This window comes from Streptomyces sp. MMS24-W38 (assembly GCF_059889265.1).
On record NZ_JCBCPP010000002.1, the window covers coordinates 132,569 to 144,769 of the forward strand.

General features: G+C 72.8%; 10 protein-coding genes. 6 read left to right on the plus strand and 4 right to left on the minus strand.

Annotated elements, in window-relative coordinates:
- Positions 1 to 15 precede the first annotated feature (15 nt).
- Genes AC6F7H_RS33605 through AC6F7H_RS33615 form a run of 3 tightly spaced genes read right to left on the minus strand, consistent with a single transcriptional unit; the run spans position 16 to position 2,653 of the window.
- Positions 16 to 966: a PLP-dependent cysteine synthase family protein gene (locus AC6F7H_RS33605; RefSeq protein ID WP_500762430.1), complete on the minus strand. Its 951-nt coding sequence runs from the start codon at positions 964 to 966 to the stop codon at positions 16 to 18.
- 35 nt (positions 967 to 1,001) lie between these two features.
- Positions 1,002 to 1,796 (minus strand): HpcH/HpaI aldolase family protein, encoded by a 795-nt coding sequence (locus tag AC6F7H_RS33610; protein ID WP_500762432.1) that lies wholly within the window; start codon positions 1,794 to 1,796, stop codon positions 1,002 to 1,004.
- On the minus strand, positions 1,793 to 2,653 hold the full coding sequence (locus AC6F7H_RS33615; protein WP_500762434.1) for a TauD/TfdA dioxygenase family protein: 861 nt from the start codon (positions 2,651 to 2,653) through the stop codon (positions 1,793 to 1,795). The genes AC6F7H_RS33610 and AC6F7H_RS33615 overlap by 4 nt, the downstream gene beginning before the upstream one ends.
- Positions 2,654 to 3,023: 370 nt before the next feature.
- Here AC6F7H_RS33615 and AC6F7H_RS33620 point away from each other — a divergent pair, with 370 nt between their 5' ends.
- The 3 genes from AC6F7H_RS33620 (at position 3,024) to AC6F7H_RS33630 (ending at position 7,110) form a co-directional block, all read left to right on the plus strand.
- Positions 3,024 to 4,295: an MFS transporter gene (locus tag AC6F7H_RS33620; protein ID WP_500762436.1), complete on the plus strand. Its 1,272-nt coding sequence runs from the start codon at positions 3,024 to 3,026 to the stop codon at positions 4,293 to 4,295.
- A gap of 136 nt (positions 4,296 to 4,431) precedes the next feature.
- Positions 4,432 to 5,439, plus strand: coding sequence for a methyltransferase domain-containing protein (locus AC6F7H_RS33625; protein ID WP_500762438.1), 1,008 nt, complete (start codon positions 4,432 to 4,434; stop codon positions 5,437 to 5,439).
- An 18-nt stretch (positions 5,440 to 5,457) separates the two neighbouring features.
- Positions 5,458 to 7,110, plus strand: a complete 1,653-nt coding sequence (locus AC6F7H_RS33630) for a thiamine pyrophosphate-binding protein (protein ID WP_500762440.1) — start codon at positions 5,458 to 5,460, stop codon at positions 7,108 to 7,110.
- A 65-nt stretch (positions 7,111 to 7,175) separates the two neighbouring features.
- Here AC6F7H_RS33630 and AC6F7H_RS33635 read toward each other — a convergent pair whose 3' ends face one another.
- Positions 7,176 to 8,756 carry a 4-hydroxyphenylacetate 3-hydroxylase family protein gene (locus AC6F7H_RS33635; protein ID WP_500762442.1) on the minus strand — a complete coding sequence of 527 codons (1,581 nt, stop codon included), beginning with the start codon at positions 8,754 to 8,756 and terminating at the stop codon, positions 7,176 to 7,178.
- A gap of 198 nt (positions 8,757 to 8,954) precedes the next feature.
- On the opposite strand from AC6F7H_RS33635, the gene AC6F7H_RS33640 reads away from it, so the two are divergent.
- From AC6F7H_RS33640 to AC6F7H_RS33650, 3 genes are all read left to right on the plus strand, one after another.
- The gene (locus AC6F7H_RS33640) at positions 8,955 to 10,136 is read left to right on the plus strand and encodes an acyl-CoA dehydrogenase family protein (RefSeq protein WP_500762444.1); all 1,182 of its coding nucleotides are present in this window, start codon (positions 8,955 to 8,957) and stop codon (positions 10,134 to 10,136) included.
- 93 nt (positions 10,137 to 10,229) lie between these two features.
- Positions 10,230 to 10,658: an SgcJ/EcaC family oxidoreductase gene (locus AC6F7H_RS33645; RefSeq protein ID WP_500762446.1), complete on the plus strand. Its 429-nt coding sequence runs from the start codon at positions 10,230 to 10,232 to the stop codon at positions 10,656 to 10,658.
- 53 nt (positions 10,659 to 10,711) lie between these two features.
- Positions 10,712 to 12,055, plus strand: coding sequence for an FAD-dependent oxidoreductase (locus tag AC6F7H_RS33650; protein ID WP_500762448.1), 1,344 nt, complete (start codon positions 10,712 to 10,714; stop codon positions 12,053 to 12,055).
- Positions 12,056 to 12,201 lie beyond the last annotated feature (146 nt).

The window sequence follows — 12,201 nt, forward strand, 5'->3', positions numbered from 1 at the left end:
GTGCGGAGACGACGGTCAGCGGAGCCTCGTCGACAGATAGCGCTCCCCGCTGTCGGGGAAGACGGTGACGACCGTGGCGCCCGCCCAGCGGGGGTGCGCGGCGACGCTCCGCGAGGCCCACGCGGCGGCACCGGAGGACACCCCGACGGGCAGGCCGGTGGCGCGCACCACCTCGCGCACGGTGGCGGCCGCGGCCTCGTCAGGTACGGCGACGACCTCGTCGACGAGGGTGAGGTCGGTGATGTCGGAGACGTAGCCGGCGCCGATGCCGGGAATGCCGTGCGGGCCGCCCTCGCCGCCCGACAGCACGGCGGAGCGGGCCGGTTCGACGGCGACGACGTGCACGCCGGTGTGTTCCTTGAGGTAGCGGGCGGTTCCGGTGAGAGTGCCGCCGGTGCCCACCCCGCACACCAGGACGTCGACTCGGCCGCCGGTGGCCTCCCAGATCTCCGGGCCGGTGGTGTCGTAGTGGGCGCGGACGTTGGCCGGGTTGCGGTCCTGGCGCGGCAGCCACGAGCCGGGGAGGGAGCGCTGGAGCTCCTCGGCGTGCGCCCAGGCGGCCGCCAGCCCGTCCTCGTGCGGGACCAGGACCACCTCGGCGCCCAGTTCGCGCAGGATCAGGCGGCGCTCCTCGGTGGCGTTGTCGGGCATGACGATGACGCAGCGGTGTCCGCGCCGGGCGCACAGGGCGGCCAGTGAGATGCCGGTGCTGCCGGAGGAGCACTCGACGACGGTGCCGCCGGTGGCGGGCAGCAGGCCCGACTCCTCGGCGGCGCGCATCATGGCGAGCGCGGCACGGTCCTTGACGCTGGCGAGCGGGTTGAGCATCTCCAGTTTGGCGAGCAGGGTCACGCCGTCGGCGAGGCCCGGCAGGCCGACCCGCAGCAGCGGTGTGCCGCCCACCAGGTCCTCCAGGGACCGGGCGACGGGGGCGGCCCGGCTGGGCCGCAGGTTCATGTCTGTCATCACTGTTCCCCAAGCGGTGGGATACGGCGGCCGGTTCAGGCGGCGAAGGGCCCGCCGGCGGCCGCCAGGTGGTGGGCCGCGGCCTGCTGCAGGTGGGTGATGTCGCTGGAGACGGTGGCGAAGGTGAAGCCCTCGGTGAGCCGTTTGGCGGCGCTCTCGCCGTCCAGGACGTGGATGCCGCAGGCGATACCGGCCCGGGCGGCGGCACCGGTGACGCGGACCAGCGCGTCCTCCAGCGCCCCGGCGGCGGCGGGGTCGCCGAACCAGCGGGCGCCGAGCGCCGCGGAGAGGTCCGCGGGGCCGACGTAGACGGCGTCGAGTCCCTCGGTGGCGCAGATGGCGTCCAGGTTCTCCAGTGCGGCGGCCGTCTCGATCATGACGATGCAGGCGACCTGGTCGTCGATCTCGGCGGGCACGCCGCCCAGGCGCAGCTCCGCCCGTACGGGCCCGGCCAGACTGCGGGTCCCTGCCGGGTGGTGGCGACAGGCACGTACGGCGGTGAGCGCCTGCCCGGGTGTCTCGATCATGGGCACGACCACGCCGCGGGCGCCGGTGTCGAGGGCGGCGCCGATGGCCACCGGGTCCGGTGAGGGTACCCGGATGATCCCGGCGCTGCGGCCGCGAGCGTCGACGGCGAGCATCGCGGACTGCCAGCCCGGCTGGTGCATGACGCCGTGCTGGCCGTCGACGCCGAGGTAGTCGTAGCCCAAGCCGGCGATGCGCTCGGTGGCGGCCGGGTCGCTCAGGGCGATCCAGTAGCCGACGAGCCGTTCGCGGTCGCGCAGGCGCCGGGCGAAGGAAGCCGGCTGCTGGGCGCGGGGACGGCTCATTCGCCCTCCTCGATGGAGTAGCTCCGCTTCCCGTCCAGACCGGCCGGCACGTCGCCGGTGATGGAGACCCGGTGCAGCACGCGCCGGTGGCGGTCGTAGTCGTTGACGGCGTAGTGCTGGGTGGCGCGGTTGTCGAAGATAAGGACATCCCCGGGACGCCAGGTCCAGCGCGCGGTGTTCTCCGGGCGCCGTACGTAGGACTGCAGCACGTCGAGGAGGGGGCGCGACTCGCGCGGTGACAGGCCGACCAGCCACTGGGCGAAGCCGCCGAGGAAGAGGACGGGCTCGCCGGACTCGGGATGGACCCGGACCACGGGGTGGGCGGTCTCGAACCGGCGTGCCAGGAAGGCCTCGCGGACCTTCTCACCGCGCTCGGTCCCCAGGCGCGGCTGCTCGGCGTGGTTGGTGTGCACGGCCCACAAACGGTCGGCGATCTCCCGCAGCTCGGCGGGCAGGTCCTTGTATCCCGCGGCCGCGTTGGCCACGAGGGTGTCGCCCCCGTACGGCGGGAGCACCACGCTGCGCAGCGTGGTCCCCAGGGACGGGGTGGTGGTGAAGCTGACGTCGGTGTGCCAGTGGTCGGCGCGCTGGTCCTCGCCGTCCACCGGGATCACCTGGGCCGAGGCGTCGACGGTCCGCATCATGGGGTGCTTCTGCGTCAGCGGCCCGAACCGGCCAGCGAAGGCCAGCTGCTGCGCGTCGGTGATCTCCTGGTCGCGGAAGAAGAGCACCTTGTGTTCCAGGAAAGCCCCGTGGATCTGGCCGAAGACCGCGTCCGGCAATTCCGCGGAGAGATCGACTCCCGTCACCTCCGCGCCGATACGGCCGCCGATTCTGCGTATGTCAAAAAGGGACACCAGTTATCCTTCCGAACTCGTCAGAAGTCCGCGTCTCCCGGGAGGGATCTCAACGGTCCGCCGCCGCCGGGAAAAAGGGGCGCGAACCGGCCACGGGAGCGATACCGGCAGCACGAAGCAGGGTCGGCCGGACTGGACGGCACCGAGCAAAGCACGGGCCACTCGCATCCGGCCACGTGTTCCCGCGTAAGTGTGACGACTTGGCCAACTCGCCCGGCGGCCCCGACCCGATCTGTTCAAGTCGTCGGCGCCCCGGCTTTCCCCCTTGCCGCCCGCGCGGCCGGCGTGGTGGGCTCATCGCGCCCCGACTCACCTTGCGCCTTTGCCGAATTCCCCGGAGCAGGCGGACCACCCGCGCGAAAGGGCCCCCATGAGACTCGGCGAGCTGCACCCCAACATCCGGCTGCGCATCGGCGTCGGATTCGTCCAGCGTCTGCTGGCCGTCATGCTGATGCCGCTGCTGGTGATCCGCCTCTCGGAGCTGTACGGGCCCGCCGCGGCCGGTGCGCTGACGCTGGCGGTCGCCGGGGCGGGGATCGCCGCGAACTTCCTCGGCGGCCATCTCGCCGACGTGTACGGGCGGCGCCCGGTGCTGGTGGCCGGTGAACTCGGTGCGACCCTGACCTTCGCCCTGCTGGCCCTGGCCAACTCGCCCTGGTGGTCCTCCGGAGGGGCCACGTTCGCGCTGTTCCTGCTCAACACCTGCTGCGCGCAGCTGGCCACGCCCGCCGCCGAGGCGATGATGGTCGACGTCTCCACGCCCGAGAACCGGCCGCTCGTCTACACGATCAACTACTGGTCGGTGAACCTCGCCTTCACCGTGGGCGCGCTCATCGGCGGCTTCTTCTACGAGGCCCACTTCGCCCGGCTGCTGACCGGTGCGGCCGTGCTGAGCGCGCTGACCACGGCCGTGATCGGACGCTGGCTCAGCGAGACCGCGCCGCAGACCGGCAAGGACGCCGCCCGTGGTGTCGGCGCCATGGCGCGCGGCTACCTGGCCGTCGCCCGGGACACGGTCTTCCGGCGGGTGCTGATCGCGGCCGCGCTGATCTCCGCCGTCGAGATGCAGATCGGCTACTACATCGCCGTCCGTCTCGCCGACGAGTTCCCCACCCAGGTCCTCGCCCGGATCGGCTCGTGGGCGCCCGCCGTGGACGGCACGGCGATCCTCGGCATTCTGCGGGCGGTCAACGCCGCCCTGGTGGTGGTGCTGGTGCTGTTCGCCAAGGGCCTGCTGACCCGGCTGAGCGACCGGGCGCGGCTGTACGCCGGCATCACCGTCTTCACCGTCGGCTACATGGTCTGGGCGGTCAGCAACACCGGATGGGTGCTCATCGCCGCGGCCGTGCTGCTCACCGTGGGCGAGATCGCCGCGGTCCCGGTGCGCCAAGCGCTGCTGGCCGACCTCGTCGATCCCGCAGCCCGCACCAAGTACATGGCCGCCTACGTCCTCAATGCCCGGGTCGGCCTGCTCGTGGCCTCCCTGTGCGTCACCCTCGGCGCCTTCGTCCCGGCCCTGGCCATGAGCCTGCTGTACGGGACGGCCGGCCTGGCCGCGATCCTGCTGTACCGGTCACTGCTGCGGGTGCGCGCGCAGCGCCGGGCGGCCGAGCGGGACCAGGCACCCGCACAGGCCGTCTGAGCAGCGCGGGCAACCGCCCCCGTACACCCTCCGCACCGGCACAGCAGCCTCGGAGATGCCGCCGCGCGGCCGGGAAGCCGAGCATGGTCGCCGCGGGCAAGACGCCCGGACGTTCTCCCGGATGAGGTGCTGAGCAGTGACGGTGGACATCGCACAGAGCAACACGCGCGGCATTGCCTCGCTCTTCAACTCGGCTGTGGCCGCCTGGGCCATTGCCGCGGCGTGGGAGATCGGCGCGCTCGACGAACTGCACCGCACCCGGGTCCTGGACACCGCCGACTTCGCGGACCGGCGGGGGCTGGACTCCGCGTCGACCACGGGCCTGTTCCGCGCGCTCGCCGCGGTCGGCCTGGTGCGACGCGAGGGCACGGTCGTCACCACGCTGGACGGTTTCGACGAGATGTACCGCAGCAAGTCCTTCTTCCACTGGCTGGCCCGGGGCAGCGCCGAACTGTTCCAGCAGATCCCGTCCGTGCTGCGCAACGAGAACCGCACCGGCTCCTTCTACCGGCGCGACTCCGCCGCCATCGCCTTCGCCTGCCGCGAGATCGACCAGGTCACCTACGCCCCCGCGTTCCGGGCGGCGATGGGGCGGGTGGACTTCCCCTTCACCCGGGTCGCCGACCTCGGCTGCGGAAGCGGCGCCCGGCTGATGCAGATCCTCGACCGTCACCCCGGCACCACCGGGGTGGGCATCGACATCGCCCGGCCCGCGCTCGAGGTGGCGCGCGTGGAGGCGGCCGCGGCGGGCCTGGACGACCGCACCGCGTTCCTGCACGGCGACGTCCTGAGCCTCGAGCCCCGGCCCGAGTACGCCGACGTGGAACTGCTGACGTGCTTCATGATGGGGCACGACTTCTGGCGGGACGGCCGGCGCGAGAACGCGATCGGCACCTTGCGGCGGCTGCGTGAGGCGTTCCCGGCCGCCCGCCGTCTGCTGATCGGCGACGCCACCCGCACCGACCTGCCCGACACCGGCCTGCCCGTCTTCACCCTCGGCTTCGAACTCGGCCACGACCTGATGGGCACGTTCCTGCCCACCGTCACCGACTGGGAGTCCGTCTTCGCCGAGGGCGGCTGGAAGCTGATGCGCACCAACCGTATCGAGATGACCGTCGGAGAGGTCATCTTCGAACTGGCCTGACCCGGAGGGCTCCCCGTGATGACGACATGCGCGACGGCGGTCGCCCGGGCCCTGGCGGACTGCGGCATCGGGCACGCCTTCGGTCTGGTCGGAGGCGGCAACATCCTGGCCACCGCCGCACTGACGCAGGCCGGTGTGCACTACACGGCGGCCCGGCACGAGGGCGGCGCGATGGCCATGGCCGACGCCTACTTCCGGGCCACCGGACGGGTGGCCGTGTGCACGACCACGCACGGGCCGGGGCTGGCCAACACGGCGACCGCTCTGGCCGAGGCCGCCAAGAACCGCAGCTCCGTCGTCCTGCTGTGCGGTGACGCCCCGGTGGCGGGCCCGCGCGCCCACGACATCGACCAGAGCGCCCTGGCCGCCTCGCTGGGCGTGCCCGTGGTGCGCCTGACGGACCCGGACACAGTGGTGGAGCACACCGTGCGGGCCGTGCGTACCGCGACCGCCGAACAGTGCCCCGTGGCGCTGTTCCTGCCCGGCGACCTGACGGACCGCGACGTTCCCGCCCCACCCGTGCCCGTGACGCCGGCGCCGTCGGCGCGGCCGCCGTCGCGTGCCCGCGCCGAGGAGGCCGACGAGGTCCTCGCGCTGCTGGCCGGTGCCCGCCGTCCGCTGATCCTGGGCGGGCTGGGAGCCTGGCGTGCGGGCGCGGTGAAGATCCTCACCGATCTCGGCGACCGGCTCGGGGCGCTGCTGGCCACGACGGTCATGGCGAACGGGATGTTCGCCGGGCACCCCGCCGCGCTCGGCCTGTGCGGGGGGTTCGCCTCCCCGGCCGCGGCCGCCCTGATGGGCGAGGCGGACGTGGTGCTGGCGTTCGGCACGGGCCTGGACGACTTCACACTGCACGGCGGGCGGATCCTCGACCCGGCCGCCCGCGTCGTCCAGATCACCCTGGAGGGGGCCCGCGCGCCCCGGGCGGATCTCGCGGTACGCGGTGACGCGGCGGCCGTGGCGGCCCAGTTGCTGGACGCGGTGGAGTCGCTCGGCACCGCCCGTTCCCCGTGGCGCGAGCGGGCCGTCGCCTCCGGTGCCCTTCATCGCGCCGCCAGCGGCTGGGCCGCCCTGCCGCACCCGGACGCCTCCGGCGGGGGCCGGATCGACCCGCGCACCCTGAGCCTGGCGCTGGCCCCGCTGCTGCCCGCCGAACGCACGGTCGTCCTGGACGGGGGCCACTTCATCGGCTGGCCGGCCATGTACTGGCCGGTGCCGGACCCGGCGGGGCTGGTGTTCACCGGTGCCGCCTTCCAGAGCATCGGGCTGGGCCTGGCGGGCGCGGTCGGCGCGGCCGTGGGCCGGCCGGACCGCACCACGGTGGCCGCCGTCGGCGACGGCGGGGCGCTGATGGGCCTGCCGGAGCTCGATACCCTGGTGCGCTCGGGCCGTTCGGCGCTGGTGGTGGTCTACGACGACGCGTCCTACGGCTTCGAGGAGCACATGTACGTGCCCCGGGGTGCCGACGCGGCGACCCTGCGCTTCGGCGACACCGACTTCGCCGGGGTGGCGCGGGCGCTCGGCGCGCGGGCCGTCACCGTGCGCGACCCGGACGGTCTGCGCGTGGTGCGGGAGTGGACCGCCCAGGGGGCCGAGGGCACCCTGCTGCTCGACTGCAAGGTGTCGGGGGACGTGCTGGCGCCGTTCCTGTCCGATCTGCTCGGCCGCTGACGGCAAGGAGCGGCCGGGGACCCTGTTCCGGGTCCCCGGCCGCCCGCTCGGCGTCGCGGGGGATGTCAGCCGCCGAGCAGTCCGGGGAGAGATGCGCGCAGATGGTCGAAGGAGACGAGGTCGGGAGCGGTCCAGCCGTCCAGGTCGTACTCGGACAGGCACTGCTCGGCGAACGCCTTGTAGTCGTCGACCTGGCCGGAGGCGGTCTGGGCGAACAGCAGCTCGGCCCGGGTCGCCTCGTGGTTGCCGGCGTAGTTGCGCTCGTACAGCTCGTGCCGCCCGCCGAACTCGGTGCCCACCGCGTCCCACAGCAGCTTGAGCACCTTGACCCGCTCCTCGGCCCCGATGCCCCCGGAGCCGCGCAGGTAGGTGTCGAGGTAGGGCCGGATCTCCGGGTTCTTGAAGTCCTCGGCACTGGAGTTGAGGTAGATCAGCCCGCTGGCCACGTCCTGCTGGACGATCTCCTTGACGCGCGGGTAGCCGATCTGCATGAACCACCGGTAGGCCATGCCGTACTGCGGGTTGGGCAGTACCGCGCCGTCCCGCCACTTCACCGGGTTGCGGGCGGCCGCGTCCGACAGCCCCCAGAACAGGTTGCGCCAGGCGAGCACTTCGCCCAGGCGGGTCTGGACGCCGCGGAAGTCCTGGGTGCCGGTGATCTCCAGGGCCTTGGCGAGGAGCCCGGCGATGAACTCCAGTTTCACCGCCAGGCGGACGCAGCCGTGGAAGGTGAAGCGCTCCATGAAGCCGGACTGGCTCGAGAACATCTGGACCTTGGCCGTGTCGCCGTAGACGAACACGTTCTCCCAGGGGACGAGGACCTTGTCCAGGACGAGGATGGTGTCGTTCTCGTCGAGCCGGGAGGACAGCGGGTAGTCGAAGGGGGAGCCCATCACCGCGGACATCGCGGTGTAGGAGGGCCGGCAGATCAGCTTCACGCCCGGCGCGCCGGTGGGCACGGTGGCGATGAGGGCGAACCTCTTCTCCTTCACCGGCAGCCCGTGGTGGGCGATGAAGTTCGCATGGGTCAGCGCCGAACCGGTGGCGACCACCTTGGCCCCGCTCACCACCAGACCCGCGTCGGTCTCCTTCTCCACGTGCACGAACACGTCGGAGGACCGGTCGGGCGGCAGGTTGCGGTCCACGGGAGGGTGCACGATCGCGTGGTTCCAGTACAGGACCTTCTCCTGCGACTCGCGGTACCAGCGGCGCGCGTTGTCGTCGAAGGGCGCGTAGAAGTCGGCGTTAGCGCCCAGGGTGCCGAGGAACGCCGCCTTGTAGTCCGGGCTGCGGCCCATCCAGCCGTAGCTCATCCGGGACCAGGCCGCGATGGCCCGCTGGTCGGCGACCAGGTCCTCGGCGGTGCGCGGGGTGGTGAAGAAGCGGTGCGTGTACCCCGCTCCCCCGCTGTCCGTGCGCGTGGTCAGCACGTCCTGGTGGGCGGGGTCGTGAAGGGCGTCGTAGAGGCGGGCCGTCATCCGCGCCGGGTTGGCGAACGCCGGGTGCGTGGTGACGTCCTTGACCCGCTCCCCGTAGAGGAAGACCTCGCGGTCGTCGCGCAGGGTCTCGAGGTACTCCTCTCCCGTCAGCGGCCGCATCCGGTGTCCGTCCGCCGGGTCAGTGGCGGCATCGTGCTGATCGGTCATGCGCCTCATCGTGGCAGCCGCGCCGCGCCGGGGCTTCTTCCCCCGTGCGGGGTTGCGGCCGGTCCGCGGGCGAGGTGCCGAAGTCGTGACGGGGTCCCGGTTGCGCAATCCGGAAGGTGCCGAGATCGCCCGCCGCGGTGTGGGGTCGGGACAGCACCGCCTGGTTGCACGACCTGTCACGTCCCGGGAGGACTCACGATGCTCACCGCCGACATCCCCACGCGTGCGCAACTGGTTCGGCGCGCGGCCGAAGTGGCGCCGCTGCTGCGCGAGAACGCGTCGAAGGCCGAGGACGCCGGCCGGCTCCAGGACGAGACGATCGAGGCGCTGGCCGGGGCCGGCGTCTTCCGGCTGCGGGTGCCCCAGCGGTACGGCGGCTACGAGGCCGACACCCGCACGCTGGTCGACGTGGCCGCCGAGCTGGCGCGCGGCGACGGTGCCGCCGCCTGGACGGCGTCGGTGTACTGGATCCCCACGTTCATGACGTGCCTGTTCCCCGACAGCGTTCAGGACGAGGTCTTCGCCACCCCCGACGTCCGGGTCTGCGGCACGCTCAGCCCATCCGCGCAGGCCACTCCCGTGGAGGGCGGCATCGTCGTCAACGGCAAGTGGGGCTTCGTCAGCGGCGCCCGGCACGCCCACTGGCAGGAGATCATCGCCGCCCAGGAGATGCCGCACGGGCAGCACCTGCCGCTGATGGCGCTCGTGCCCATGGACCAGCTGGAGATCATCGACGACTGGGACACCTCCGGGCTGCGCGGCACCGGCAGCGTCTCCACCGTCGCCAAGGACGTGTTCGTCCCGCAGGAGCGTGTGATGCCGCTGCCGGCCGTCCTGACGGGCCAGTACGCCTCGCAGCTCAACGCCGGCTCCCCCGTCTACCGGGCCCCGCTGCTGCCGGTCGCCGCCGCCTCGTCGGTCGGCACCGCGGTGGGTCTGGCCCGGGCCGCCCAGGACGCCTTCTTCGAGCGGCTCCCGGGCCGCACCCTGACCTACACCTGGTACGCCAAGCAGGCCGAGGCAGCCTTGACGCACCTTCAGGCGTCCGAGGCGGTGCTCAAGGCCGACCAGGCGGAGTTCCACGCGCACCGTCTGGCCGATCTCGTCGACTCCAAGGCCGTATCGGGCGAGGAGTGGACGGTGCTGGAACGCGCCCGCGCCCGCGCCGACCTGGGCACCGCGGTCCGGCTGGCCAAGGAGTCCGTCGACATCTTCGCCTCCGCCTCGGGCGGTTCGTCCGTCTACCGGGACGTGCCGATCCAGCGGATCACCCGCGACATCCAGGCCATCAGCCTGCACGCCCTGATGAACCCGAACACCAACGCCGAGCTGTACGGCCGGGTCCTGTGCGGCCAGCAGCCGAACACCCTCTACATCTGAGCCCCGTCCCGCCCCGTCCCGCCCCGTCCCGTCCCGCCCCGGCCCGCGCACCCTCGAACCCGCGAGCCCTCGAACCCGCGAAAGAGAGCACCCATGACCACGCAGACCACCTCCCCCGCCGTCGAGATCTCCGACGAGGACAAGGCGGCCGTCGCCTCCGTGCCCCAGCGCATCGTCGAGGCGTGGGCCGCCTACGACGCCGACGCCTTCGCCGAGGTGTTCACCCCGGACGGGACCCTCATCCTGCCCGGCGTGTACGAGAAGGGCCGCGACGCCATCCGCGCCTTCGCCGCGGCCGCCTTCGCGGGCCCCTACCAGGGCACCCGCGTCACCGGCACCCCGATCGACATCCGCTTCGCCAACGAGGGCGCCGGCGTGCTGATCACGCGCGGCGGCATCCTGGCGCCGGGTGAGGCCGAGCCGGCACCCGAGCGCGCCGTCCACGCGTCCTGGGTCGTCGTCAAGCGGGACGGCCGGTGGTTCCTCGCCTCCTACCAGAACAGCCCCCGGCACGCCGCGTGAGTACGGCGGACGACTCCACCGAAGGACGGAAGGACGGAAGGAAGGTGACTGTGATGACCGGTGCGCGGGGTGACCGCGCGGTGGTGCTCGGCGGCGGTATGGCGGGGCTCCTGGCCGCCCGGGTGCTCGCCGACTCCTACGGCGAGGTCCTGGTCGTCGAGCGCGACGACACAGGCGGGACGGCCACGGCGCGCAAGGGCGTGCCGCAGGGCCGGCACGTCCACGGGCTGCTCGCCCGCGGACAGCAGATCCTCGACGAGCTCTTCCCGCGCTTCACCGACGAGGCCGTCGCCGCGGGCATCCCGACCGGCGACCTCGGCGAACTGCGCTGGTTCTTCGGCGGCCGGCGGCTCAGCCCCCGCGCCACCGGACTGGTCTGCGTCTCGGCCACCCGTCCGCTGCTGGAGAGCCGGGTGCGCTCGCGCGTGGCCGGGCTCGGCAACGTCACCTTCCTGGAGCGCCACGACATCGCCGGCCTCGTCACCGACGAGGACGACGCGAACGTGACCGGCGTACGGGTGCATGGCCACGACGCGGGATCGGCGGAGCGCACGATCACGGCGGACCTCGTCGTCGACGCCACGGGCCGCGCCTCCCGCACCCCGGTGTGGCTGGAGGAACTGGGCTACGGGCGTCCCGAGGAGGAGCGGATCCGGATCGACCTGAGCTACACCACCCGGCTGTTCCGGCTGCGCGACGACTCGGTCCTGGCGGGCGACCTGTCGATCAACCCGGTCACCTCACCGAGCCACCGGCGCGGGGCGTTCCTGTCCCGCATCGAGGACGGCATGGTCGTCGTCTCCCTGACCGGCGTGCTGGGCGACAGCGCGCCCGCCGATCTCGACGGCTTCCTCGAGTGGACCCGGACCCTGCCGGTGACGGACATCCACGACGCGATCCACGACGCCGAACCGGTCGGCGACGGCACGGTCTTCCGCTACCCGGCCAGTGTGCGGCGCCGCTTCGACAAGCTGTCCCGCTTCCCGGGCCGCTACCTGGTGCTCGGCGACGCCGCGTGCAGCTTCAACCCGGTCTACGGGCAGGGCATGACGGTCTCCGCGCTGGAGGCCATGGTGCTGCGCGACCACCTGGCGCGGGGTGCGGTGGACCCGCTCGCCTTCCTGCGGGACATCGCCGGCGTCATCGAGGTGCCGTGGCAGTTCTCCGCCGGCGCGGACCTCGGCTATCCGGAGGTGGAGGGCGTACGGACCCTCGAGTGGGAGCAGTCCGGGATGTACATGGCCAAGCTGCACGCCGCCGCCGCGGTGGACGGCGAGGTGACGGCCACGTTCATGCGGGTGGCCGGACTCGTCGACTCACCCGCCGCCCTGATGAGCCCCGAGATGCAGGAACGCGTCGAACGCGGCTCCCAGCAGGCGCAGCCGCTGGCCGCCTGAACCGGCCGGGCGCGAACGGCCCGCCGCACGGGATGTCCCGTGGGGCGGGTTCGTCATGTCCGGCGGGCGGCCGGCTTTTCACGTGCCCGGGATCCAGCCATGCCGGCCATCCTGCCGCGGGGAAGACCCGGGAGCCCGTTGGAACA

Bases quoted from the DNA above. Each gene is read 5' to 3' on its own strand.
- AC6F7H_RS33605 (WP_500762430.1), bottom strand. From the start codon at position 966: ATGACAGACATGAACCTGCGGCCCAGCCGGGCCGCCCCCGTCGCCCGG.
- AC6F7H_RS33610 (WP_500762432.1), bottom strand. From the start codon at position 1,796: ATGAGCCGTCCCCGCGCCCAGCAGCCGGCTTCCTTCGCCCGGCGCCTG.
- AC6F7H_RS33620 (WP_500762436.1), top strand. From the start codon at position 3,024: ATGAGACTCGGCGAGCTGCACCCCAACATCCGGCTGCGCATCGGCGTC.
- AC6F7H_RS33630 (WP_500762440.1), top strand. From the start codon at position 5,458: ATGACGACATGCGCGACGGCGGTCGCCCGGGCCCTGGCGGACTGCGGC.
- AC6F7H_RS33635 (WP_500762442.1), bottom strand. From the start codon at position 8,756: ATGACCGATCAGCACGATGCCGCCACTGACCCGGCGGACGGACACCGG.
- AC6F7H_RS33640 (WP_500762444.1), top strand. From the start codon at position 8,955: ATGCTCACCGCCGACATCCCCACGCGTGCGCAACTGGTTCGGCGCGCG.
- AC6F7H_RS33645 (WP_500762446.1), top strand. From the start codon at position 10,230: ATGACCACGCAGACCACCTCCCCCGCCGTCGAGATCTCCGACGAGGAC.
- AC6F7H_RS33650 (WP_500762448.1), top strand. From the start codon at position 10,712: ATGACCGGTGCGCGGGGTGACCGCGCGGTGGTGCTCGGCGGCGGTATG.